At 41.5% G+C, this 25,514-nt stretch carries 21 protein-coding genes; 19 read left to right on the forward strand and 2 right to left on the reverse strand.

Annotated elements, in window-relative coordinates; all coding sequences use genetic code 11:
- Nucleotides 1-88 precede the first annotated feature (88 nt).
- The 4 genes from MKY20_RS12945 to MKY20_RS12960 all read left to right on the forward strand — a co-directional run bounded on the left by MKY20_RS12945 (nt 89) and on the right by MKY20_RS12960 (nt 4,181).
- Nucleotides 89-964, forward strand: coding sequence for a carbon-nitrogen hydrolase family protein (locus MKY20_RS12945; protein ID WP_009333526.1), 876 nt, complete (start codon nt 89-91; stop codon nt 962-964).
- Nucleotides 965-967: 3 nt separating this feature from the next.
- Nucleotides 968-1,636: a GNAT family N-acetyltransferase gene (locus MKY20_RS12950; protein ID WP_341001339.1), complete on the forward strand. Its 669-nt coding sequence runs from the start codon at nt 968-970 to the stop codon at nt 1,634-1,636.
- 20 nt (nt 1,637-1,656) lie between these two features.
- Entirely contained in the window at nt 1,657-2,328 is a 672-nt protein-coding gene (locus MKY20_RS12955) for a GNAT family N-acetyltransferase (RefSeq protein WP_252245183.1), read from the forward strand.
- Nucleotides 2,329-2,822: 494 nt separating this feature from the next.
- Entirely contained in the window at nt 2,823-4,181 is a 1,359-nt protein-coding gene (locus MKY20_RS12960) for an LVIVD repeat-containing protein (protein ID WP_019381195.1), read from the forward strand.
- A gap of 110 nt (nt 4,182-4,291) precedes the next feature.
- On the opposite strand, the gene MKY20_RS12965 is transcribed toward MKY20_RS12960, so the two are convergent.
- Nucleotides 4,292-4,849 carry a membrane protein gene (locus tag MKY20_RS12965; RefSeq protein ID WP_026041657.1) on the reverse strand — a complete coding sequence of 186 codons (558 nt, stop codon included), beginning with the start codon at nt 4,847-4,849 and terminating at the stop codon, nt 4,292-4,294.
- An 89-nt stretch (nt 4,850-4,938) separates the two neighbouring features.
- On the opposite strand from MKY20_RS12965, the gene MKY20_RS12970 reads away from it, so the two are divergent.
- From MKY20_RS12970 to MKY20_RS12990, 5 genes are all read left to right on the forward strand, one after another.
- Nucleotides 4,939-5,532, forward strand: coding sequence for a TetR/AcrR family transcriptional regulator (locus MKY20_RS12970; RefSeq protein ID WP_251174990.1), 594 nt, complete (start codon nt 4,939-4,941; stop codon nt 5,530-5,532).
- A gap of 158 nt (nt 5,533-5,690) precedes the next feature.
- Nucleotides 5,691-8,657 (forward strand): formate dehydrogenase subunit alpha, encoded by a 2,967-nt coding sequence (gene fdhF, locus MKY20_RS12975; protein WP_341001345.1) that lies wholly within the window; start codon nt 5,691-5,693, stop codon nt 8,655-8,657.
- Nucleotides 8,650-9,216, forward strand: a complete 567-nt coding sequence (locus MKY20_RS12980) for a DUF1641 domain-containing protein (protein WP_217025493.1) — start codon at nt 8,650-8,652, stop codon at nt 9,214-9,216. Before fdhF ends, MKY20_RS12980 begins: the two co-directional genes overlap by 8 nt.
- Nucleotides 9,217-9,561: 345 nt before the next feature.
- Nucleotides 9,562-10,338, forward strand: coding sequence for an HD domain-containing phosphohydrolase (locus MKY20_RS12985; RefSeq protein ID WP_251174989.1), 777 nt, complete (start codon nt 9,562-9,564; stop codon nt 10,336-10,338).
- 17 nt (nt 10,339-10,355) lie between these two features.
- Nucleotides 10,356-10,679 (forward strand): hypothetical protein, encoded by a 324-nt coding sequence (locus tag MKY20_RS12990; protein WP_019381201.1) that lies wholly within the window; start codon nt 10,356-10,358, stop codon nt 10,677-10,679.
- 138 nt (nt 10,680-10,817) lie between these two features.
- On the opposite strand, the gene fdhD is transcribed toward MKY20_RS12990, so the two are convergent.
- Nucleotides 10,818-11,615, reverse strand: a complete 798-nt coding sequence (fdhD, locus tag MKY20_RS12995) for a formate dehydrogenase accessory sulfurtransferase FdhD (protein ID WP_019381202.1) — start codon at nt 11,613-11,615, stop codon at nt 10,818-10,820.
- Between the two features lie 181 nt (nt 11,616-11,796).
- On the opposite strand from fdhD, the gene MKY20_RS13000 reads away from it, so the two are divergent.
- From MKY20_RS13000 to MKY20_RS13045, 10 genes are all read left to right on the forward strand, one after another.
- Nucleotides 11,797-12,156 (forward strand): DUF2294 domain-containing protein, encoded by a 360-nt coding sequence (locus MKY20_RS13000; protein ID WP_009333537.1) that lies wholly within the window; start codon nt 11,797-11,799, stop codon nt 12,154-12,156.
- 342 nt (nt 12,157-12,498) lie between these two features.
- Nucleotides 12,499-13,824, forward strand: coding sequence for a C40 family peptidase (locus tag MKY20_RS13005; RefSeq protein ID WP_009333538.1), 1,326 nt, complete (start codon nt 12,499-12,501; stop codon nt 13,822-13,824).
- A 631-nt stretch (nt 13,825-14,455) separates the two neighbouring features.
- Nucleotides 14,456-15,148 carry a FadR/GntR family transcriptional regulator gene (locus MKY20_RS13010; protein ID WP_019382478.1) on the forward strand — a complete coding sequence of 231 codons (693 nt, stop codon included), beginning with the start codon at nt 14,456-14,458 and terminating at the stop codon, nt 15,146-15,148.
- Between the two features lie 61 nt (nt 15,149-15,209).
- Entirely contained in the window at nt 15,210-16,532 is a 1,323-nt protein-coding gene (locus tag MKY20_RS13015) for an FAD-binding oxidoreductase (RefSeq protein WP_251174988.1), read from the forward strand.
- Entirely contained in the window at nt 16,533-17,891 is a 1,359-nt protein-coding gene (locus tag MKY20_RS13020; RefSeq protein ID WP_019382480.1) for a (Fe-S)-binding protein, read from the forward strand.
- The gene (locus tag MKY20_RS13025) at nt 17,888-19,348 is read left to right on the forward strand and encodes an FAD-linked oxidase C-terminal domain-containing protein (protein WP_019382481.1); all 1,461 of its coding nucleotides are present in this window, start codon (nt 17,888-17,890) and stop codon (nt 19,346-19,348) included. Before MKY20_RS13020 ends, MKY20_RS13025 begins: the two co-directional genes overlap by 4 nt.
- A gap of 235 nt (nt 19,349-19,583) precedes the next feature.
- Nucleotides 19,584-21,761 (forward strand): malate synthase G, encoded by a 2,178-nt coding sequence (locus MKY20_RS13030; protein WP_019382482.1) that lies wholly within the window; start codon nt 19,584-19,586, stop codon nt 21,759-21,761.
- Between the two features lie 81 nt (nt 21,762-21,842).
- Nucleotides 21,843-22,622 (forward strand): fumarylacetoacetate hydrolase family protein, encoded by a 780-nt coding sequence (locus MKY20_RS13035; protein ID WP_019382483.1) that lies wholly within the window; start codon nt 21,843-21,845, stop codon nt 22,620-22,622.
- Nucleotides 22,623-22,666: 44 nt separating this feature from the next.
- Entirely contained in the window at nt 22,667-23,443 is a 777-nt protein-coding gene (locus tag MKY20_RS13040; RefSeq protein WP_009333545.1) for an IclR family transcriptional regulator, read from the forward strand.
- A 255-nt stretch (nt 23,444-23,698) separates the two neighbouring features.
- The gene (locus MKY20_RS13045; RefSeq protein ID WP_019382484.1) at nt 23,699-25,489 is read left to right on the forward strand and encodes an L-lactate permease; all 1,791 of its coding nucleotides are present in this window, start codon (nt 23,699-23,701) and stop codon (nt 25,487-25,489) included.
- Nucleotides 25,490-25,514: the final 25 nt, after the last annotated feature.

Raw genomic sequence — 25,514 nt, forward strand, 5'->3', positions numbered from 1 at the left:
AAGTATTGTGCTATGCAGGAAAATCATTGATAATTTTTAAAAGATAGAGTGATACTCATCTATACATTTTCTGATGAGGGGGATTACATTGAAAATTCGTGTATCTGCTGTGCAGTATCATCTGCACACCATTCGTTCGTTTGAAGAGTTTGCCGGGCAATGTGAGCATTACATTAAAACTGCACAGGAGTTCGGATCGGAGTTTGTCTTATTTCCTGAATTTTTTACCACACAGCTTTTGTCCATTGGAAGCGAGCAGGGAACAAGTCTGACGATAAATGAATTGCCTGGTTTTACAGAACAGTATAAAATGCTATTTTCCAATTTTGCTAAAGATACAAAAATGCATATTATTGGCGGTACACACGTTATTAACAGAGATGGCCGCCTTTATAATGTGGCTCATTTATTTTATCCGGATGGGCGGATTGAAGAGCAGGCTAAACTGCATATCACTCCTACTGAAGTCCATGAGTGGAATATGTCACCTGGCGAAGGCCTCCGTGTATTTGATACAGATAAAGGCAGAATAGCAATCCTGACATGCTATGATATTGAGTTTCCGGAAATCGTCCGTATGGCAAAAGCAAAAGGAGCAGATGTTATTTTCTGTCCTTCCTGTACGGACGACCGGCATGGTTTCCACCGTGTCCGCTATACAAGCCATGCAAGAGCTATTGAGAATCAGGTATATGTTGTGGTCACAGGAACAATTGGTTCCCTGCCTACTGTCGACTTTATGCGTGCCAATTTCGGCCAGGCAGCTGTCATTACACCGAATGATATTCCATTTCCGCCAAAAGGGATTATGGTGGAAGGCGAGTTGAATGACGATATGATTGTGACTGCCGACCTTGACCTTAGCCTTTTATATGAAGTCCGAGAACGCGGCTCTGTTACGACTTGGCGCGACCGCAGAACGGATTTGTATGTCGACTGGGAAAAAGAAAATATCGAAGGATGAAAAATGGCATATAGAAGCGAATTTTATGTGTTTGATGGGGATAAGCCGGTGCCTGCTGTAATCAGGAATTATACTAAAGCGGATTTTGATCAATTAATTGACATTCAGGCTGAATGCTTTCCGCCCCCTTTTCCTTCGGATTTATGGTGGAATAAGGAGCAATTAACTAACCATGTGGAGCTCTTTCAGGATGGTGCACTTTGCATCGAGATTGAAGGAATATTAGCAGGGTCTTTAACTGGGCTGATTGTTGATTTTGATCCTTCCCACCCGGAGCATACATGGGAAGAAATAACCGACAGCGGCTATATTCGCAATCATAATCCTCAAGGCAAAACATTATATATTGTTGGTATAAGTGTCCGACCCAAGTTCCGAAAACTTGGGCTGGGCAAATTAATGATGCAGGCTATGTATCAGGTTGTCATTAGATTAGGTCTCGATCGCTTGCTTGGAGGGGGGCGGATGCCTGGCTACCATAAATTCGCCCATGAATTGACTGCCCAGGAATATCTTCAGCAATTGATCGATGGGAAGAAGAAAGATCCGGTTATCACATTTTTGCTGAGGTGCGGCCGAACTCCGCTTACTGTTGCAGAAAATTATTTAGAAGATGAGGAGTCACTTAATTACGGTGCCTTAATGGAGTGGAACAATCCATTTAAGGTATAAGCGGCAAAGGAGATAGTACATTGGAATATATCAGAATTACGAGTATTCATGATCCTCTTTTTGTTAAAATGCATGAGTTGATGAAAGAAGTCTTTCCTCCTGAAGAAGTACTTGAGTTTGAATTGTGGAAGGAACCTCTTGAAGATTCTGGAATTCGTGTGTTTGCGGCTGTTCATGAAGGTGATGTGGTCGGTGCTACCGAATATCGCTACTATCCGCAATGGAATATTGCCATGACTGATTTTACCATCATTGGCCATCAGGGCCTAAGCCTTGGCCGTTTCCTTGCACGAAATCGATCCAAGGATCTTGACGAGCTTGCCGGCCAAAACGGTAAAGAGCTATTTGGCATGTTTGCAGAAATTTATGATCCTTATGGAATTGAAGACCATGAATTTGGCGGTGCCAAGCCAATGAACCCATTCGTCCGCCGGGAGGTTTTGTCTCATATGGGCTATAAGAAGCTTGATTTCCCATATCTTCATCCTTCTTGGAAAAATGATGGGGAAGCAGTTAAGGGACTTGATTTTTGCTTCATGCCAGCAGATGAAGAAATCACAGAGATTCCTTCTGGCTTGGTTATTAATTTCCTTTCAGAATATTACGCTGTTCTATCGGCTAAACCGCAGGAGTGGTATGGAATGATTGAACAGCTGAAAGAAAAAGAGAAAATATCCCTGCTTCCTTTATAATCAGCAGAAAGCCCTTGCCTCAAGGGCTTTTTTGCATTCAATGTTTAACGGACATACTAAAAAGGTAAAGAATATAAAGTAATGTTCAAACCGAAAAGAGGGATCCTTTCATGGCATTGAAAAGATTAATAAAAGCATTCATTGTAAAAAACGGTGCTTCATTAGTGAAAAAATATGTTGTTCCGGCTGTAAAAAGAAAGCTGAAAAGCAGGAGATAAATTTATTCAGGCATCTTCCATTGGAAGGTGTTTTCTTTTTTTGGGGGGGGCAAAAGAAATACGCAAAGACTGGTCAAATTAGTGTAAATATCATATTCCATTATGTTCACTAGTTATATAGGATGGAAGAGAATCAGTCATATATTGTAGAAAATATAGGAAAATTTTCTGATATTAAAAATTCTGAATTTTCTTTAATATAAAAAATGCAGTATTTCGGGACACTTAAACTTAGCGTACCGACTACATAGCTAAATTATATTAGGGGGAATAAATTTGAAGAAGAAAATCTTAATTAAAACTGCTTTAGCCGGAGCTCTTGTCCTATCCGCTGGTGGCCCAACAGCATTTGCACATGATGAATTCAGCGGAGGTATTGAAAAAGGTGATAGTCTGGCAGGTGTTGAATTAGCTGTTCCATTGCTTGATGGCAGCAAAAATACAGGTAATCTTCAAGAAGTAGCGTCTGTTCCACTAAAAGAAGTAAAAGAGGGAGTACAAAATTCATCGGGTGATGTTTATGCGCATAAAGGCTTTGCCTATGTAGGCACACATACCAAAAATGGGGGTGAAGGCGGAGTGCGTGTATTTGATATGAAAAAGCCTTCAAATCCAGTAGAAGTGTCGTCATTTGCTCATATCCCAGGGACATGGCAGGAAAAAGTAATTGTAAAAACTGTTAATACGAAGCACTTTAAAGGTGATTTGGCTGCAGTCAGCGTTCAAAAGGTAGATCGAACCAACCCAAATGCAAAAGGAGGATTTGTATTATACGATGTAACAAACCCTCGGGAACCAAAGGAATTGGGATTTTGGGAAGATACATCGGGGGCACGGGGAACACATGAACTTTACCTAACCGTTCAAGGAAATAATGTTTATGTGCTGACTGCAAATTGCTATGCAGATCTGTATTCTCATGGTGATAAAATGGATGTTAATATTGTAGACGTTACTAATCCCTCAACGCCTGAAACAATTTATGAATTTAATCCGCGCAATTATATATCTGAAGTGAACGATGATAATTATGATGGATATAATTGGACTGATGAAGACGGAATTCAAAGGGCAGCGTTTGCTCATAGCGTCAAAACAGATGGAACTGGGAAAACAGCTTTCCTTTCGTACTGGGATTTAGGAACAATCATACTTGATATTAGCGATGCCAAAAATCCAGTTTATCTGGGCAGGACGGATTTCGCCAATGATGTTCAGGGAGCCGCCCATTCGATGGATTTAGCTAAAGGAGGAAATGTCCTTATAGAGACAAGGGAGGTATTTGGTCCAACCAGAGAGGGCTTTGAGAGTGCCTATGGCTACACAATGATTTATGATATCAAAGATAAGACAGATCCAAAGCTTCTAAGCACTTTTAGAACCGACTTCACTGAGAAGATTCCTGGAGGAGCGACGGTCCATGATCCAAAGGTTCAGGGGAACACATTGTATCTCTCACATTATGCAGGGGGTGTAAGGACAGTTGATATTACAGACCCGTCGAATCCGGAAGAAATTGGTGTCTATATTCCAAGCAAATCTAACATTTGGGGTGTATTCGTAGATCGCAATTATGTACTTGCATCCGATATGGGATCTGGATTGAAAGTCCTGCAGAAAAACGGCAGCCAATAATAATTAAAAAACAGGAGTCCCCGAAGAAGGCTCCTGTTTTTTGATATCTCCTAAAAAAGGACGGTTATAATGATAAACTTTTGACCTGACAAGAAGCAGGTTTTGTGAAACTACAGAGTTATTTTTGAGTTTTCAGCTTTCATTTTTCTCGGCCAAACAGTATAGCTGAAGCTGATGGCAAAATCGATTGCAAGAACCAATGTCCATATTCCTGCTAATCCTTTGAGACTCTCCGTTTGCTGGGGATTGTCAATAAAAAGGATCATAGCCATTAATAAAACCAAACCAATTATCCATGCGAGAAGATGCCTATACCATCCGTTTCTCTCTCTCCTTGCATGTTCTTTGCCGTATTTTGCTGGCTTTTCAGGTTTTGGTCCATTTCCGAACTTAAAGGCAAATCTTTCGTCTGCCCATTGAATCATAGGTTTTCCATAGGCTACGGTTACGCCAATATAAATTGCTGCAAAGCCATGGAAAATGGTTGCCTCTGTTCCACTGTGCAAATCAATGGTCGTTGCTGCAATTAGAATTAAATCAATTAGCGGGGTACAAAGCAGAAGGAAACCACCTAATGATTTTTTCTTTACTATATATCTTGCTGTTAAACCTGCAGCAACAAAAATCCAAAAACCAATTTCACATGCGATAATTAGCCAGCCAATCAGATTTTCCACATCCCTTTTTAACACAGTTGTACTATAAAAATATTGTAATACAACTGTGTTAAAAAAGCAATAGGTGGTATAATATAATTATGCCAAAAAAAGTTAACCATGAAGAGCAAAAGCATATTTTAGGAAAAGCAGCATGGCGGGTGATTAAAAAAGAGGGCATTGAAGGTGCTTCTGTTCGTAAAGTTGCGGAGGAAGCAGGTCTATCTGCTGGGTCTTTGCGCCATTATTTTTCAAATCAAAATGAACTGTTGGCGTATTCAATGAACTTAGTATCAGAAAGGGTGAAAACACGAATTCAGAATGCGGCTTTTACAGATGATCATTTCGAAAATATGATTCTCGTGCTGGGGGAATTACTTCCTCTAGATGAAGAACGGCGATTGGAAATGGAAGTCTGGATAGCATTTAATATAAAGGCTTTAGTAGACCCGCATCTTTCTGAACTTAGCAGCCGTGTATACGAAGAAATGAAGACAGGCATCAGAAACATCATTGAGGGACTAGTTAAATTAGGACTGTCCGGAACTGAAATGAAAGTTGAGGAAGAAGCAGGTCGTCTGCATGCCCTTATTGATGGCCTCGCCCTCCATGCAGTAATGAAACCAGATCAATTTAATGAAGAAAAAATGAAAGCGATTCTTAGAAATCATTTGTTGTCATTGCTGGAAAAATAAATGTGTTAAAGGCGGCTGAATTTACAGCCGTTTTTTTTGTGTCCATTAAAATCTATTTTTGTTAGAATGCCTGGAGTTATCTGCCAATATCATTAACTAAACGTTTAACTTTTTCTTGCAAGGGTAGTGAAAACCTAAGAAACCGATTCATTGAAAGGATGATTGAGTTGCCAGCATCTCTCAATATAAAGATAAATGGTATAGAAATGAAGGCAAAGCAGGATCAAACCGTTTTGCAATTATTAAACGATAGTTCGATTGAAATTCCTCAGGTTTGCTTCCATCCGAGCCTTGGAGCAATAGAGACCTGTGATACCTGCATTGTTTCTGTCAATGGAGAACTTGTACGTTCGTGCTCCACAAAAATTAAAGATGGAGACGTAATTGATACTGTGGATCCTGATGTAAAACAGGCGCAGACCATTGCCATGGATAAGATTCTCTTTAATCATGAATTGTATTGTACGGTTTGTGATTATAACAACGGGGGATGTGAAATACATAATACGGTTAAGGCGATGAAAATCAATCACCAAAGCATCCCGTTTGATCAAAAACCTTATGAAAAGGATGAATCTCATCCATTTTACAGATACGATCCCGATCAGTGCATTCTTTGCGGAAGATGTGTGGAAGCCTGTCAGGACGTCCAGGTTACTGAAACCCTTACCATTGATTGGGAGCGGGAGAGACCAAGGGTTATCTGGGATAACGATGTGCCCATTAACGAGTCCTCCTGCGTATCCTGTGGACACTGTTCTACGGTTTGTCCATGTAATGCCATGATGGAAAAAGGAATGGAGGGGGAAGCCGGATTTCTGACTGGAATTGCCAAAGACACTCTTCGTCCAATGATTGAAATCACTAAAAATGTTGAAACAGGATATGGGTCCATTCTGGCTATATCTGATATGGAAGCAGCTATGCGGGAAGAGAAAATTAAAAAGACCAAAACAGTCTGTACATATTGCGGTGTCGGCTGCAGCTTTGATGTATGGACAAAGGGCCGTGAAATACTGAAGGTGGAGCCTCAGGCAGAAGCACCTGCCAATGGAATTTCTACATGTGTAAAAGGGAAATTTGGCTGGGACTTTGTGAATAGTGAGGAACGATTAACGAAGCCGCTAATCAGGGAAGGCGATTCATTCCGTGAAGCAGAATGGGACGAAGCATTGGAACTGATTACACGAAAATTCTCGGAAATTAAAGAACAGCATGGCCCAGATGCATTGAGCTTTATTACATCATCTAAATGTACCAATGAGGAATCGTATTTAATGCAGAAACTTGGCAGGGCAGTCATAGGGACAAATAATATCGATAACTGTTCAAGATATTGCCAGACCCCTGCAACTGTAGGGTTATTTCGAACTGTGGGATATGGAGGGGATGCTGGTTCAATCGAAGATATTAAAAACTCTGAATTAGTGCTGATTATTGGTTCCAATACGTCTGAATCCCATCCGGTTCTTTCTACCAGGGTGAAACGATCCCAGAAGCTTAACGGCCAAAAAGTAATTGTGGCTGACTTAAGGGAACATGAAATGGCAGAGCGGTCTGATCTGTTTGTGCGTCCTCGTGCAGGTACGGATATGGTCTGGCTTTCTGCCATTACCAAATACATTATCGACCAGGGATGGGCGGATGAGAAGTTTCTGCAGGAAAAAGTAAATGGACTTGAAGAATTTGTATCAAACCTGGAGAAATATACGCTGGAATTTGCAGAAGAAACGACCGGGATTTCCAAAGACAATTTAATCAAAATGGCGAAAATGATTCATGAAGCCAATAGTGTTTCCGCTTTATGGGCAATGGGTGTCACACAGCATCTTGGAGGCAGTGATACAAGTACAGCCATATCAAATCTGCTTCTTGTAACAGGAAATTACGCTAAACCTGGTGCAGGTGCGTATCCTTTAAGGGGCCACAACAATGTGCAGGGGGCAGGTGATTTTGGAAGCAGCCCCGATAATTTGCCTGGGTATCAGAAGGTTTCAGACCCTGATGTGAGAAAGAAGTTTGAAGATGCATGGGGAGTAAAGCTTCCGGAAAAGGCCGGACTGAATAATCACGAAATGGTAGAAGGGATTCATGAAGACCAGCTGAAAGCGATGTATCTGAAGGGTGAAGATATGGGACTTGTGGATTCAAATATTAATTATGTGCAGGCTGCTTTTGAGAAGCTTGATTTCTTTGTGGTACAGGACATTTTCCTTTCCCGTACAGCTGAGTTTGCGGATGTGGTGCTTCCTGCAAGTCCAAGTTTGGAAAAGGAAGGAACATTTACTAACACAGAGAGGAGAATTCAGCGTCTTTACCAGGCGTTCGAGCCGCTTGGGGATTCGAAGCCGGATTGGCAGATTATCATTGAAGTTGCAAATCGGCTGGGAGCAGGCTGGACATATACGCACCCAAGCGAAGTAATGGACGAGGCAGCTGGACTTATGCCATTATACGCAGGAGTTACTTATGATAGATTGGAAGGATACAATAGTCTGCAATGGCCCGTGGCTGAAGATGGAACAGACAGTCCTCTCCTCTATACGGAAGGCTTTCCTTTTCCGGATGGCAAGGCAAGACTTTTTCCGGTAGATTGGACTCCTGCTCTTGAATACCCAATGGAATATGATATTCATGTCAATAATGGGCGTCTTCTGGAGCACTTCCATGAAGGTAATATGACCTATAAGTCAAAAGGAATCAGCTTGAAAACACCGGAAGTTTTCCTGGAGGTATCACCTGAACTAGCCGAAGAACGAGGGTTGAAGGATGGTACACTTGTTCGTTTGACATCGCCATATGGCAATGTGAAAGTAAAGTGCCATATAACGGATAGGGTTAAAGGAAAGGAAGTTTACCTTCCTATGAATGATAGGGGCGAAGCCGCCATAAATTTATTAACAAGCAGCTATGCCGACAAGGATACCGATACACCGGCATATAAGGAAACGAAGGTAAAGCTTGAAATCCTGAGTGAAGAAGGAAGCAACCCGCTTCCAAGAATTAATCACCGCTATGGCAATCCGCAGCCGCAGATAGGTGTAAACGTGCAAAAGAAATGGGCAAGAAAAGATTATATTTTCCCGGGAGAAATGGTGAAAAAGGAGCGAAAGCAGCATGGCTAAAGCGATTAATAACATCAAGCGTTTTGAATTAAGCCCAGAGGATAAACGCAAAAAGGACCTGGAAGAAGTGGAGAATGCCCTGATAGATAATAAGGATTCCATTCTTGAGCTACTGACAGCAGTAGGACATATGCATGATCGGGGAATTCTTTCATTATTAAATGGCTTATTTGGACAGGGAGATAAAGTATTGAATGTCCTTGTTAAAGCAGTGGATAAACCGGAAGCTACCAATACAATCAAAAACCTGCTTCTCATGGTTGGAACTCTTGGCACCATTAATGTTCAGCAGCTTGAACCCTTGCTGTTAAAATTAAATTCCGGTATTGCCAGGGTGGCGGAACATAAAGAAACGGATGAAAAAACAAGCTACTTTGAACTGGTAAAGGCATTAAAAGATCCAGAAGTCAATCGTGCGGTTACACTTCTGATTACTTTCCTAAAAGGGATGGGAGAAGATACAAGCGCCATGGAAAGGAACACACAGCTTCCAGAAGACCAGAAAATACACAAAATGGAGAAAAACGAAAGAGATGTTCCTCCTAACAAAAGAGAATGACAACAAGCCGGTGACCCCATTTAAGGTCACTGGTTTTTTATTGGAAATGATAAAATCAGGCAAATAGCCTTAAATATTGTCAATATTCTCTTTAATATCAATTTAATAGCAAAATTTTTGTGGAAAAATGGAAAATCATGTACTAGAATGGCAATATAGGAAAGTTTATTAATTTGCCACCCAAAACATACATCATTTGCGAAGTATAAGAAAGAGGGTAATAAAGTGGGCATTATAAATGAAGATAGTTTCATTGAAACAGTCCACATGAAAGGCTTGCAAATCTCCCTGATTGCTTCGGGGGACGGGACAGAGGTTATTTATCATAAGCTTGATCCGGGCATAATGTGGGGGATTGAACCCCAAGAAGGCTGGGAAGCACTAGAATATTTATGTGTACTTTCAGGGGAATTAATTCTTAGAAATGGAAATGAAACCAAGAAAATAAAAACAGGGAGTTCTTTTTTTAGGGCACCAGTAGAAGAACATTATGTTTTTGAAGCAGCAGCTACCACTGAATTTCTTTATGTAACATCAAGGCCAGTTTTTTTTCATTATAGTAAAGTAACAAAGGAAATGATGGAGTTATCAATATCAATTGAAGAAAAAGATGGATATACCAGAGATCACTGCCAAAGAATTAATAAGCTTTCTATGCTGGTTGGAAAAACATTAGAGTTAGATTCTAAGCAACTAGTAAACTTGAATTTAGCTTCTTTTCTTCATGATGTGGGGAAGTTGCGCATACCCCTGGAAATATTGCAAAAGCCGAGTAAACTCACTCCAGAGGAATGGGAAATAATGAAGAAACATTCTGTTTTCGGAAGAGAAATACTTGAGGAAACAGGATTGCCGCTCTTGATAGATGCAGGAAAAGTAGTCGAACAGCACCATGAGAGATTTGATGGAAAAGGTTATCCTCTTGGATTGAAAGGCAGCGAGATTTCTATTGAAGCTTCGATCATTTCGATTATTGATTCTTATGATGCTATTACCACGGATAGAGTGTACAAAAAGGGCAGGAGTAAGGAAGAAGCTAAAAAAGAATTATTGAATTACCGTGGAACCATGTATCATCCTGAAATTCTGGATGTTTTCCTGGGGCTTATAGATCAAATTTAAATTTATGGGGGAAAAAAATGAAAAAGATAGGGTTTATTTTAATGGCAGTAATCTTGACTGCCGCATTAGGAATTAAAACCGCGGAGGCTGCATATTTACCGGAATATGATAAATATGTCGAAGTTTCCTATGAAGATGCAAGGAAAATTGCTGATTTGCTGGGATTGAAAGATATACCATTAGGAGAGGAAACAGCAAGGTTATCGTTTGAAATGCAAGAAAAGTTAATCGCTAAAATTGAAGTGATACTTAAAACAGAGATTGACCATTATTATGTATGGTTAACAGTCGATGGACAGCCTGTATTAGGAATTGATCCTCCCGTTCCATTGTATAATTAAATTATAAATTGATTTCAGTGTGAAAAGCCGATCAGAACTTGATTGGTTTTTTTGTCTGAAAAATTAAAATAAAATTGAAACCAAGGTGTGTACAAACACCTTGGTTTGCTAGCTAATAATAATTAGGTTCCTCTTTTATTAATCTTCCGCCCCTGAAACGATCCTTTCAGGATGAGAATAAACATTAAAAGACTGACCGCGTATAAAGCCAACGGCTGTGATATTAAGATCTTCTGCCAGTTTTATGGCCAGATCAGTCGGAGCTGATTTTGATAGAATTATGCCTACTCCGATTTTGGAGGCTTTTAGAAGAACTTCCGAAGAGATTCTGCCGCTGAATGCAATAACTTTATCTCTTACAGGAATCCTGTTTTCAATGCAATACCCAAGGATTTTATCTAGAGCATTATGCCGGCCAATATCTGTTCTGCTGACAATCACTTCATCTGCAGAAAATAAGGCGGCATTATGTACTCCTCCGGTTTCTTGAAAAGTCAGACTGCCTTCCTGCAGCTGTTTCATAAATGAGATGCATTGGCTGGGAGACAAGGTCAGCTTTGATGTAGAAGTTCTGGCTGTCCTGGCATCATTGTGAAAATAAAATTGCCTGCTTTTCCCGCAGCATGAACCAATAAACCGTTTGGAGTGGAACTCATGGCTTGCTGTTGAAGTTTGGGTATGTAACTCCACATATGCAAATCCTTTGCTTTCATCTATTTGTATATCCTTGATTTCGTCAATACTCCTGATGAAGCCTTCAGAAGCCAAAAAGCCGATTGTTAATTCCCGAATATTCTCTGGGCTGCAGACCATTGTTGCGAACTCTTCTCCATTTAGATGAATTGTGAGAGGGTGTTCGGAAACAATTGAATCTTCTGCATCCTGCAGAACTCCATTCTGAAATCTGACAATTTTTCTGCTGCTTAGAATATCCATAATTCTTCCTCCTAGAACCTTTCAACTAACAAAATAGTAGCATATAATTCAGTTAAACAAGAAATTTAGATTGTTTAGTTTGACAATAATTGTATTAATTGATTAACTTATTAAAGTGAAACCTGCATTGGACATGTATAATTGGGATTATACATGAAAATAGGTTAATGAGGGTTGGAATATGAACAAGTATGAAGCTGAATTCAGTAATTTAGTGCGCTCCTTCCGAAAAAAACATATGGGCAAAGGACCTAGCAAAGTTAGGACAACTTTCTGCAAACATTGGGCTATATGTGAAATGGAAGGTAATTTATCTCCTGTGGAAAAATTCATAGCAAGTGCAGACGAAGGGAAACAAATGCTTCGGGCTGCCAGAACAGAAATGGTCAAGGAGATGTATAAAAAGAACCGGCCGGCTGAAATGGAAGAATTTTTGCAGGCAAGACTAATTGACCTGTTTGTGGATATAGATATCGAACGGGATTTTGGAATGTCGGTATTTGTGTTCGATCAGGATATCCAAAGCAAGTTTATGGATTAAAAGTATTCATTAAAGACTGAAATCTGGAAGATAGAATCCGGATTCCAGTCTTTTTTTATTCTTTCCGGAATACAGCACACAACTGTCGTTGGACATCTTCTCTGAGTAAAATAGGGAATTATGTCATATAAGGATGGCGAAAAAAGGGGTTTAATGTCACGTTTGAAATATTTTTGTAATATTTCTATAACAAGTCTGTCAAATAAGGATGGTATAATCCTCCATGGAAAGACAAATTTACTAGAGATATTTATTGTAATCACTTAACAAAATATACATAGATAAATAGTTTTATATTCTTACGGCCAATAAATGACCAAGTACATATTAGAAAGCAGGGTAATGACTTTGAGAAAAAGGCTCATCGTTTTAAATACAACTATTATCCTTGGGCTTGGAAGTGCTTTTTCAATCCCAGGTGTAAATGCTGAATCAATCAATAAGCTCGAAAACCAAAAAAGCCAAATACAGCAGCAGCGTTCCAGCTTGCAGGCCACACTGGCTGAAGCGGATAAGGAATTGGTAAGTGTACTTAAAGAAATCGCTGAATTAAATAATAAAATTAGTAAAGTTGAAAAGGCGATTGAAGATAATAATAAATTAATAGCTGAAACTCAAACTAAAATTGCCAGCACTAAATCCGAAGTAGATCAATTGAAGGCAGAAATGGCTATCATTGAGGAAAGAATCGAAAAGAGAAGCGCGATCCTAAAACAGCGTGCACAATCTTTTCAGGAAAGCGGCGGAACAGTGGCATATTTAGATGTTCTTCTTGGTGCGTCCAGTTTCAGTGACTTTGTTGACCGTGTCGGAGCAGTAACCACATTTGTTCAGGCAGACAAACAATTACTGGAAGAACAGGAACAGGATAAAAAGGCATTTGAAGAAAAGAAGGCTGCAGTGGAAGAAGAGTTAGCGGGATTAACCAGCATGATGACCGAATTAAAAGGCATGCAGTCCATCATGGAGGAGCAAAAGCAGCAAAATAGCTCATTAATCCAGCAGTTAAAAGATAAAGAAAATTCAATTGCAGATAAGAAGGCAAAGCTGCAAAGCGAAGATGTTAAATATGCTTCTATGATTGCTCAAATCGAACAAAGCATTGTGGCGCAAACAGCGCCAGTAGTACAGACAGCTGCATCGACTTCATCATCAGCAGGTTCGGCTTCAGTGACTTCTGCACCAACAGGTTCATCATCTGTCAAAGAGCAAAAAACTGCTGCACAGAAAACAAAAGGATCCAGCAACTCTGCTCCTAAGCCAAGCGTCAAGGGCGGAAGCGCAATTAGCATTGTTACAACTGCAGGCAATAAATATATCGGTAATTCTGTTTATGTTTTTGGCGGCGGCAGAAATGCTTATGATATAGCCAATGGAAGATTTGATTGCTCAGGTTTTGTGCATTGGGCATTCTCCCAGGCTGGAATTAGTGTTGGAGCCAGCACAGATTCTCTTAAGTTTGGCGGGCGCCAGGTTTCAGCAAGCGAAATGAGAGCTGGAGATCTTGTTTTCTTTGATACTTATAAAAGGGATGGCCATGTAGGCATTTACCTCGGCGGCGGTAAATTCATCGGTTCACAAAGCTCAACGGGTGTTGCGGTTGCAAACATGTCCAGTGGCTATTGGAAAACTAAGTTTAATGGACGAGTTGTACGCGTTATAGAATAGTAAAATTAACCTGACTTCCATGTTAAAACGTGGAAGTCAGGTTTTTTATGTTGAACTCACTTTTAGATTATTACCAAATCAGAGTTGGGGATTTATATTTTTTTGGGCCGTGCTGCTTGCAATAACTTGACTGGTTCGGACCCAAAATACGGGATAACCTCAACCAGAGTCCGAAGTTGCACTAGGTTCGGACTCAAATTCCAGGATGAGCTCAACCAAAGTCTGAAGTAGGCTCAGGTTTGGACCCAAAATACGTGATATCCTCAACCAGAGTCCGAAGTTGTACTAGGTTCGGACTCACATTTCAGGATGAGCTCAACCAGAATCTGAAGTAGACTCAGGTTCGGAGCCAAAAAACAGAATCTCTCTACCAGAGTCCAAAGTGCCATCAAGTCCGGACCCAGTTTACTAAACTACCTCAAACTGAGTTTAAAGATACCTCAAGTTTGAGACTCCATCTCCTCAAAAATCCGAAGTTCTCCAGCAATCAAACTCATCCCGCCCATCAAGATAAAATAATTTTTATTAAATTCTAAATATTTTATTGATTATTACAATTAAGCGTGCTTAAATAGTAAATAACAATTAACTTATCAGATATGTGATGTCTGCAAAGGGAGGAGGCGTAAGAATGAATGTAAAAAAGATCTCAACGCGCAAAATTTCTGAGGTTGCTGCTGAGCAAATTCAAGACATGATTGCAAAAGGTTCCTTTAAACCTGGGGATAAGCTTCCTTCTGTAAGGGAGTTGTGTGAACTATTTGGTGTTGGACGGTCAGCTGTCAGAGACGCGCTAACCTCTTTGCAGGGCAAGGGGATTGTGCAGGTAAAGCAAGGAGAAGGCACTTACATAACCCGCTTTGATTCTTCTAAACTGTTTAATAATCCACATTTGCACCCGGATATAAAAGATATCCATGAGTTATTCCAGGCAAGAAAAATGGTTGAGACAGGTCTCGCTGAAATGGCAGCCGCAAATCGGTCTGAAGCGGATTTGGCGAAGATGAATAAGCTGATTTCCGATGCAGCCATCCATGGATGGGAGGAGGATTATCAGTTTCATATGGCGATTGCCCATGCAGCAGGCAATGATATACTTATCCAATTTGTGCAATTTATATCTGAAACACTGAAAAAATCCATGATCGATTTCCATCATTATCTTCAAACACGGGATGATATCGCAAAAAAGATTGAAGAGCAGCATCTGGGTATCTATTTGTCTATTAAAAATAAGCAGCCGGATCAGGCGCATAAGAATATGATTGAACATTTAGAGCTGGTTGAGAAACTTTTGCAAATGAGTATCCTGCAAGAACGTTAATGTTTTTTTGAAATTTATCAGAAACGTTGTTTGCTATTACGAAACAAACGGGGTGGATATGTTGATTGCAGCAGAATCGATAAGTGCTTTAAAAACTTATTTTAGAGAAGACCAGATAATTAAAAATGAAGTTTCAAGCCCATTTGGCAACTCAGGAGAAATGATTATATTACCGGAAACAGAAGATGAGATTGCAGCGGCAATTAAGCATGCAGATTTGAATGGTCTAACCATCAACATTATGGGCGGTGGCACAAAACGTGGATTCGGAGGGTTAAATGAAAAAGCGGATTTTCTTTTATCACTTGAAAAATATACAGGGATTGTGGAACACACACCTGGTGATATGACAGTAACAGTAAGATCCGGAACTCGCTTTAAAGACCTTCAGGATTATCTGGCCAAACATAATCAAAAGATATCTCTCGATCCTTTTTGGCCCGAAAATGCCACAATAGGCGGAATCATTGCAGCAAATGAAAGCGGACCCAAAAGGTTGGGCTACGGTTCAGCCCGTGATGCAGTTATTGGATTAAGGACTGTTTATCCGGATGGAAAGGTAATACGTTCGGGTGGCAGAGTCGTAAAAAATGTTGCCGGCTATGATATGAATAAATTGTTTATAGGATCGATGGGCACACTTGGTGTGATTTCTGAAATTACCTTAAAGCTTCGCCCAATCCCTAAATGTGAGAGTCTGGTTCTCGTTTCGTTTCCAGCCGGAAATCTGGAGGATATAAAGGCGTTTGCAGTGAAGGTTTTGGATTCTATGATTGAACCAGTTTCGCTTGAACTGCTGAATCCGGCACTTTCAGATAGACTCAGCGGAATAAACTCTTACACGATAGCTATGAGTTTTGAAGATGTTGAAAGCTCTGTACGTTATCAGGAAATTTTTGTGGGAAATATGCTGCCGAAAGATGCGAAATTGAGTATAAGCTCCAAGGAAAAAGCGGATTTGTTTTGGGATCGCTTTTACAGGCATATTCCGAATGGGGCAGACAAGGAATTGCTAATTCAAACAGAAGCCTCCTTTAAGGTTGGAACTGTTAATCTCGACGCGGTGAGAATATTAAAGGATACTGAACTGCTTCAAGATAAATTCAATGTGAAAGTCGAATCACACGGAGGTCTGGGCCATGGATTGAGCCAAGTGACCATTAGAGGAGCAGAGCCAGATGTCGCCGATGCCGCTTTACATGTAAGGCAGATCGCTGAAAGAGCAGGGGGATATGCGGTTGCAAAGCACCTGCCATTTGAGCTTCGGAAAAAAGTGGATGTTTGGGGAAATAAACCTTCTCATTTCTTTTTGCTTCAGGGGATTAAAACAAAAGTCGACCCAAATAAAACAGTAAGCCCAAACAGATTCATAGGAGGGATATAAATGAGTGTCCGTGAACTCGATTTAAAGCAAGAGCCGCCATGTACCTCGGGATTGGGAAACTATTTATGGAGCGATCCGCCAGATGAAAAGAAATGGGCTGACTGTGTCCATTGCGGCATGTGTCTGGAATCATGCCCGACATATGAACAGACAGGTCAGGAACAGCATTCTCCAAGGGGGCGTGTACACTTGATCAAATCTGTGGCTGAAGGGAAGCTTCAAGTAAATGAGCAATTCATGGACCCGGTATTTCAATGTCTGGATTGCCGTGCCTGTACAACTGCATGCCCAGCTGATGTCGATGTTGGCGGTTTGATTGAGGAAGCACGCGGCCAGATTCGGCAGGCAATGCCATTAACTGGAGTGAAAGGAGCCATCAGCAAGTTTTTTCTTCATGACCTTTTCCCTCACCAGAATCGCTTAAATACGCTGGGCGGCCTTCTGAAATTCTACCAAAAAAGCGGCATGCAAAAAGCAGTCCGGAAAACCAAATTAATCAATATTATGCCGCAGCACCTTGCCGATATGGAATCCATCATGCCTGAAGTGAAAGAGCCTGTAAAAAAGAAATATAAAGACGTAAAAGTAATCAAAGCAAAAGGGGAGACAAAGCAGGAAGTTGCGATGCTGACCGGCTGTGTAATGGATGTCATGTTCAGTGATATTAATGAATCCACCATAAATGTACTGACCCGAAATGGAAATGATGTTGTCATTCCCCAAAACCAAACATGCTGCGGAGCCCTGCATGTTCACGCGGGAGACCGTGATATGGGCAGGAAGCTGGCGAAGCAGAATATGGAAGCATTCAAAGACTTTGATAAAGTAATTGTTAATGCAGCCGGATGCGGGTGCATGATGAAGGAATACGCAGAATTATTTAAGGAAGACCCTGAAATGCATGCAAAAGCGGAAGAGTTCTCTGAAAAGGTAGAGGATATTTCAAAATTTCTTCATGAAACAGGCTATGAAAAACCAAAGGCAGAAATGAAAACCAGAATTACTTACCATGATGCCTGCCATTTAGCACATGGTCAGGGAATCCGGCAGCAGCCGCGTGATATTCTCCTTGATATTCCTGGTGTTGACATGGTACACATGCCTAATTCAGACCGCTGCTGCGGAAGTGCAGGAATATACAATATTACCAATCCGGAAATGGCCAATGCGGTCCTTGAAAGCAAGATGGAAAATGTTCCAGATGATGTGGAAATGATCTCAATGGGAAATCCCGGCTGTATGCTTCAAATGGCCATGGGAGTTCAAAAATACGGCAGGAATCAGAAAATTGTCCATACTGTCCAGCTTCTTGACTGGGCTTACCAAAAGGAAGACCGTGTGAAGGAGGGAAAAGAGTGAGAACGAAAGATCGGGTTAAATCACAGGACCAACACATCTTAAATTTGGCTGAAATTGTGGGAGGTTCCCGTTCCATTCTTTACCAGAAAGAAGATCTTGTTGCTTATGACTGTGACGGCTTTACGATCCATAAGCACTTGCCAAGAGCAGTCGTTTTTCCAAAGAATACACAAGAAGTGTCGGAGATTGTCACGTACTGCTCGGAAAACAATCTTCCCTTCCTGGCCAGGGGGGCAGGTACGGGGCTGAGCGGCGGAGCCATACCTCTTAATGGAGAAATAATAATCAGTATGGTTAGGATGAAAAAACTTATTAGCGTTGATCTTGAAAACCGCCGCGCCGTTGTGGAGCCTGGGTTTGTAAATCTGAAACTCACAAATTCAATATCCGATAAAGGCTATTATTACGCACCGGATCCATCCAGCCAATACTGCTGTACAATTGGCGGAAATGTTGCAGAAAATGCCGGCGGTGCACATTGTCTGAAGTACGGAGTTACTACAAACCACATTCTTGGACTTGAAGTGGTCATGCCTAATGGTAAGATAGTGGAAATTGGCAAGGACGGTATTCCCGATGCTCCCGGATATGATTTACTGGGTCTGATTACTGGTTCTGAAGGGACCCTTGGAATTGTAACAAAAATAACTGTGAGGGTACTGAAAAACCCTGAAGGAAAGCAGACTGTCCTCGCCTACTTCGATCGGGTTGAAGATGGGAGCCAGGCAGTATCAGATATAATATCTGCGGGTATTGTACCAGCAGCTCTTGAAATGATGGATAAGACTGCTATTGAAGGTGTGGAAGCTGCAGCTTTTCCGGTAGGCCATCCAAAAGATATAGAAGCAGTTCTTTTAATTGAAGTGGATGGAATTGCAGCGGGAATTGAGGAACAGATCGACCAAATCCTTGAGGTTTGCAGAAAGAGGAATGTCCGTGAAGTCCGTGCGGCAGGAAGTGAAGAGGAAAGAGCAAGATGGTGGGCGAACCGTAAGACAGGCTTTGGTGCCATGGGAGCCATTTCTCCCGATTATCTGGTTCAGGATGGGGTCATTCCTCGAAGCAAACTGCCTGAAGTTTTAAGCAGAATCAATCAGATTAGCAGTGAATCGGGATTAAGGATTGCTAATATTTTTCATGCGGGAGATGGAAACCTGCATCCTCTTGTCCTATTTGACGCAAGGATACCAGGAGAATCAGAGAAAGCACTTGAAGCTGGAAGCCAGTGCCTAAAAGTCTGCGCCGATGTTGGAGGGACCATAACTGGAGAACATGGAGTCGGCATTGAAAAGCGGGAAGAAATGCGATTTGTTTTCACAGAAGAAGAAATTGCTGCCCAGACAGATATCCGGGAAGTCTTTAATCCTCATAATCTGCTGAATGCTGGAAAACTGTTCCCATCGCCGAGCAGATGTGCTGAAATCAAAAAAGAGATGAAGGCCCAGGCAATTTCATAACAGAATACCCAGCCTTCAATAGAAGGCTGGGCAGTTACCGAATGTTGAAAAACTAAATTCAGCCTTATCAATTAGAAGAATAAAGTTGTGTGAAAATTATTGAAAATCCATTTGGAAACATGCTATTATTTTTTTAAGAGAAAGTTAGAAACGCCGTTTCGTAATAAGAAACAAGGATCGGCAGCCGCATTAAAATTAGAAATGGTAAAAGCAGCAACCAAAGGAGGAAATGAATATGGGAAACTATGTAAAAACAGGAAGCCTGCAAGTTGCAAGAGAGCTTTATGAATTTATCAATTCCGAGGCTCTGCCGGGAAGCGGAGTGGATCAGGAACAATTTTGGCCAGGTTTGGAAGCGCTTATAAATGATCTGACACCTAAAAATAAAGCATTGCTGGCGAAGCGGGATGAAATTCAGCATAAGCTGAACAATTGGCACAGAGAAAATCAAGATTTTGATTTTAATAGCTATAAGTCTTTTTTAGAAGAGATCGGCTATCTTGAGCCAAAGACCGAAGATTTTAAGATTACTACGGAAAACGTGGATGATGAAGTAGCTGTGAAGGCTGGACCGCAATTGGTCGTTCCAGTTAATAACGGGCGTTATGCGATTAATGCAGCAAATGCCCGGTGGGGAAGCTTATATGATGCACTTTACGGCACAGATGCAATCAGTGAAGAAAACGGGGCAAATAGAGATGGCGGATATAATCCTGTAAGGGGAGAAAAGGTTATTGCGTTTGCCAGGGAATTCCTTGATCAAACCGTTCCTTTGTCAAGAGGTTCTCACAAAGACGCTGTTCAATATAAAGTGGAAGACGATAAGCTGTCTGTTGTACTTAACAATGGCGAAACTGCAAATCTAAAAGAAGAAGCAAAGTTTGCCGGATACCAGGGAGAGCAGGATCAGCCTTCTGCGGTACTTCTAAAGAATAATGGCCTTTATTTTGAAATTCAAATTGACAGAAGCCACCCAATTGGAAAAACGGATGATGCCGGAGTAAAGGATGTTTTGCTTGAAGCTGCAATTACCACAATTATGGATTGTGAAGACTCAGTAACAGCAGTTGATGCTGAAGACAAGGTCCTTGTGTACCGCAACTGGCTTGGTTTAATGAAGGGAGACCTTTCCGCCGCCTTTACAAAGGGTGCTAAATCAATGACACGTACATTAAATCCCGACCGTTCGTATGTTTCTCCAGATGGAGAGAAGTTCTCATTATCTGGACGCTCATTAATGTTTGTCAGGAATGTCGGACATTTAATGTCCATTAATGCGATTTTAGATGCGGATGGAAATGAAGTACAGGAAGGTATTCTGGATACGGTAATTACCAGCCTGATTGGCAAGCATACATTGCTTGGAAATGGCCCATACCAAAACTCATCAGAAGGTTCCATTTATATCGTTAAGCCAAAGATGCACGGTTCCAAGGAAGTTGCTTTTGCAAACGAGTTGTTTGACCGGACAGAAGATCTGCTCGGACTTGAGCGGAATACACTTAAAATTGGTGTAATGGATGAAGAGCGCCGTACATCTTTGAACCTGGCAGCCTGCATTCGTGAAGTAAAGGAGCGCATCGTCTTCATAAACACTGGGTTCCTGGACCGGACTGGGGATGAGATGCATACTTCCATGGAAGCTGGCCCAATGATCCGCAAGAATGACATGAAGGCAACAGCTTGGCTAAAAGGCTATGAAAAATCCAATGTCAATACAGGCCTTGAAACAGGCTTCCAAGGCCGTGCGCAGATTGGAAAAGGTATGTGGGCTATGCCTGATATGATGGCTGATATGATGGAGCAGAAAATCGGCCATCTGAACGCTGGAGCCAATACAGCCTGGGTACCTTCTCCAACTGCTGCAACCCTTCATGCTTTACACTATCATCAGGTGGAAGTTCAAAAGGTGCAAAACCAGCTGCTGGAAGAAATTTCGGACCTTCGTGATGAAATCCTGCAGATTCCGGTTGCTGAAAATCCGCAATGGACTCCAGGGGAAGTTCAAGAAGAACTGGATAACAACGCACAGGGTATCCTGGGATATGTTGTCCGCTGGGTTGAGCAGGGCATCGGCTGTTCCAAAGTTCCTGATATCAATAATATTGGTTTAATGGAGGACCGTGCGACATTAAGAATATCAAGCCAGCATGTTGCGAATTGGCTGCACCATGGAATCTGCACGAAGGAGCAAGTGCTTGAGACACTTAAGAAAATGGCTAAAGTTGTGGATGAACAAAATAGTGGAGATCCAGCATACCGCCCAATGGCTGCTGACTTTGATCAATCAGTTGCATTCCAGGCAGCATGTGACCTCGTTTTTGAAGGTTATGATCAGCCAAATGGCTATACAGAACCTATTTTGCACCGCCGCCGTCTTGAAGCTAAGTCCAGGTATGCTGTTAAACAGTAATAGTTTTAGAACAGGGCATGCATGTGCCCTGTTTTTCTAAAGATCTGCAGACTTAAAGTAATTGAGGGGAGAGGGAAAAAGATGAAATTTACTAGATTTGAAGTTAAAGGGGCAGTACATACAGGAGTAGCAGAGGGGGGCATATTTAAAGAAATTAAAGGTGATATTTTCGGAGATTGGGAGTATACTGGCCAGAGCTTTTCGCAGGATGAAGTTAAGCAGCTTGCTCCGCTGGTTCCAAATCAGATTATTGGTATTGGAGCTAACTATGTGTCAGTGAAATCAGATTTGCCTGAGACACTCCCGGAAATCCCTGTATTCTTCTTTAAGCCTGTATCTTCTGTTATAGGGCCTGATGAGGATATTATCATTCCTGAAGGCATTGAAGAGGTGAAATTTGAATCAGAACTGGCAGTGGTCATTGGCAGGGAAGCTAAAAATGTAGCAGAGTCAGATGTGCTTGATTATGTTTTTGGCTACACAGTTGGGAATGATGTTACTGCACCGCAATTCTTCCATAATGATGGACATTGGACAATTGGCAAATCCTTTGACACATTTACTCCGCTTGGTCCGGTTATCGAAACAGACCTGGATCCATTTCAGGTTAAAGTTGAGGCTAAATTAAACGGCTCAGAGAAGCAGAGCAGCAGCACAGAATTAATGATTATCCCAATTCGAAAAATGATTTCCTACCTGACTAATGTCATGACGCTGATGCCAGGTGACGTAATCCTTACAGGAAGCCCTGTTGGGGCTGAAATGGTTAGGTCAGGCGATGTTATCGAATGTGAGATCAAAGAGATTGGAACGCTGCGGAATACCTTTGCAGTGGCACGTGAAAGCGCAAAAACGGTATAATCTATTTGTAATGGATTAAGGTTTTTGCACCAGAGGTGAGTATTGTGGAAAGAGAAAACATGGTCAAGTCCGTCAGCAGGGCACTGGATATTATTACATTGATCAGCCTGAAAAAAAGCGGTCTTGGCGTAACGGAAATTGCCAATCAGATTGATATCAATAAAAGCTCTGTTTATCGTATCCTCTCTACTCTTGTTCAGTACGGATATATAGAGCAGGATAGCGAAACCGGCAAGTACAAATTAGGGTATAAATTCCTGGAGATCAGTTCAAAACTGCTTGAATCAATCGATTTGCGTGCAGAGGCAAGACCTTTTCTTCAGGAGCTGGAAAATGAAACAAATGAAGTCATTCATTTGGTCGTCTACGACCAGGGAGAGGTTGTGTACATCGAAAAGCTTGAGGGCAATGAGACTTTAAGGATGCATTCTAAAGTTGGCAAACGAGCTCCGATGCATTGCACTTCTGTCGGAAAAGCCATTCTGGCTCATCTGCCTTCAAGCGTTGTTTTTGATATCCTTGAAAGAAAAGGGATGCCGGTTCATACAAATAAAACCATAACGGATAAAGATGAATTTATGAAAGAATTGGGGCAGGTCAGGCAAAATGGATATGCCCTTGATCTGGAAGAAAATGAATATGGGATTACTTGTGTTGCCGTTCCTATTTTTGACCACCTCGGCAAAGTTATTGCTGCAGTCAGTATCTCAGGCCCGACAATGCGGATGACTAGTGATCGACTTGATGCATTAAAGTCTATAATGGTAAAAACCGGACAAGGGATTTCCGCCCGGCTCGGACATGTCAGCCGAATAAGTTAGGATTAGCCCAATATATCTTGATAAAAAGATATATTGGGCTAATTTTTTTGTATATACATACAAATTTTTTTGTGTAAATGCATAGATTAAATTTTCCAAATATTATTGAAATTATGAAAAATGTTTGTATAATAAAAATAAGCTTGATTCATTGTTGTATAACAAAACAATTATAGTTATATAACATGTTTCGCAGTCCGCAACAAAGTGCAATTATTGTTCGCTATTACAAAACAAAAGGGGGAAAAGTAAGTAATGAGTACTGGAATGTTAGCTTTATTATCATTATTGCCAATTATTGCAGTTGCAGTATTCCTTGTCGGACTAAGATGGCCGGCAAGTAAGGCCATGCCCATCTCGTACCTTGTAGCTGTTGTCCTGGCGCTATTTGTCTGGAAGGTGTCGGGTGCAAAAGTGGCGGCTGCATCCATTAATGGCCTGGTTGTCGCCGGAACACTCCTATACATTATTTTTGGTGCAATACTGCTTCTGAATACTCTGCAGGAAAGCGGCGGCTTAAAGACCATCCGCCAGGGATTTACCGATATCTCTCCTGACCGCAGAATTCAAGTGATTATCATTGCCTGGCTATTCGGTTCTTTCATTGAAGGCGCATCCGGGTTTGGGACTCCTGCAGCAGTAGCTGTACCGCTATTAGTGGGTCTGGGCTTCCCGGCTATGGCAGCTGTAATTGCCGGGATGGTTATTCAAAGCACACCAGTTTCATTCGGTGCAGTAGGCACTCCGATGCTCGTTGGTGTGCAGTCCGGTTTATCTGGCAATGCGAGCCTTACAGATAATCTGCTTGGCCTTGTAACGCAAATTGCCGGACAAGTAGCTATTCTCCATATGATTGCAGGCACATTAATTCCTTTATTTGTAGTAGCTTTAATGACAAGATTCTTTGGCAAGAACAAATCGTTTACAGAAGGGATAAAGATTTGGAAGTTTGCCCTGTTCGCATCTTTTGCCATGACAATCCCTTATGTAATTGTTGCCAATGTTCTTGGACCTGAATTCCCGTCTATGATTGGAGGATTAACTGGTTTAGCAATTGTTGTTGTTGCGGCAAAAAAAGGATTTCTTATGCCTCCTAAGGATCAGGTTTGGGATTTTGAAGAGAAATCCAAGTGGGATCCGGAGTGGACTGGTAAACTTGAAATCAAAGCAGTTGCCCACAAAAGCGGAAGCATGAGCATGCTGCGTGCCTGGACTCCTTATGTTTTAGTTGGCCTGTTCTTAGTATTGTCCAGATTGAAATCGCTTCCATTCCTGGAGTGGCTCCAGGCCTGGACGGTTAAGTTTGAAAACATTTTCGATTCCGGCATCACCTCAAGTTTCCAGCCGCTGTATTTGCCGGGGACCATTTTTATTCTTGTATCCGTTATCACCTATTTTATTCATGGAATGAATTCTGGTTCATACAAAAAAGCCTGGGCAGATTCAGGAAAAACAACCGTTGCTGCTTCAACCGCATTAATTTTCACTGTTCCGATGGTACAGGTTTTCATCAATACCGGCGGGGGAGAGGCAGGCTATAATCAGATGCCGATCGAACTTGCAAACGGTGCTGCAGCACTTGCAGGGGAATTCTGGCCGTTCTTTGCAACGTTTATAGGAGGCATGGGTGCTTTTATCGCGGGAAGCAATACTGTCAGTAATATGATGTTTTCTCTATTCCAATATGATGTTGGTTCACAGATTGGAGTGGATGCAACCTGGATTGTAGCTCTTCAGGCAGTCGGCGGAGCAGCTGGAAACATGATTTGTGTCCATAACGTAGTTGCTGCATCAGCTGTTGTTGGTCTTGTCGGAAAAGAAGGCACTGTCATTCGGAAAACCCTTTTCCCATTCTTCTATTATGCCTTGCTGGCTGGGTCAGTGGGCTACTCGATTGTATGGTATTCGCAAAAAGGGATCTTCAATCTCGGATCCTTCATTGCGGTTGGCATCGCATTCGCAGCTGTTTATATTATCGCAACAAACAATAGACGTTCCAACATGATTTTGCCTCCGCCTCCGGTGAATGTGAAATCAGCTAAATAATTAATTATAACTGGTTTAGCCCTTT

It is taken from the genome of Cytobacillus sp. FSL W8-0315, assembly GCF_038002905.1.
Lineage (GTDB): Bacteria > Bacillota > Bacilli > Bacillales > Cytobacillaceae > Cytobacillus > Cytobacillus pseudoceanisediminis.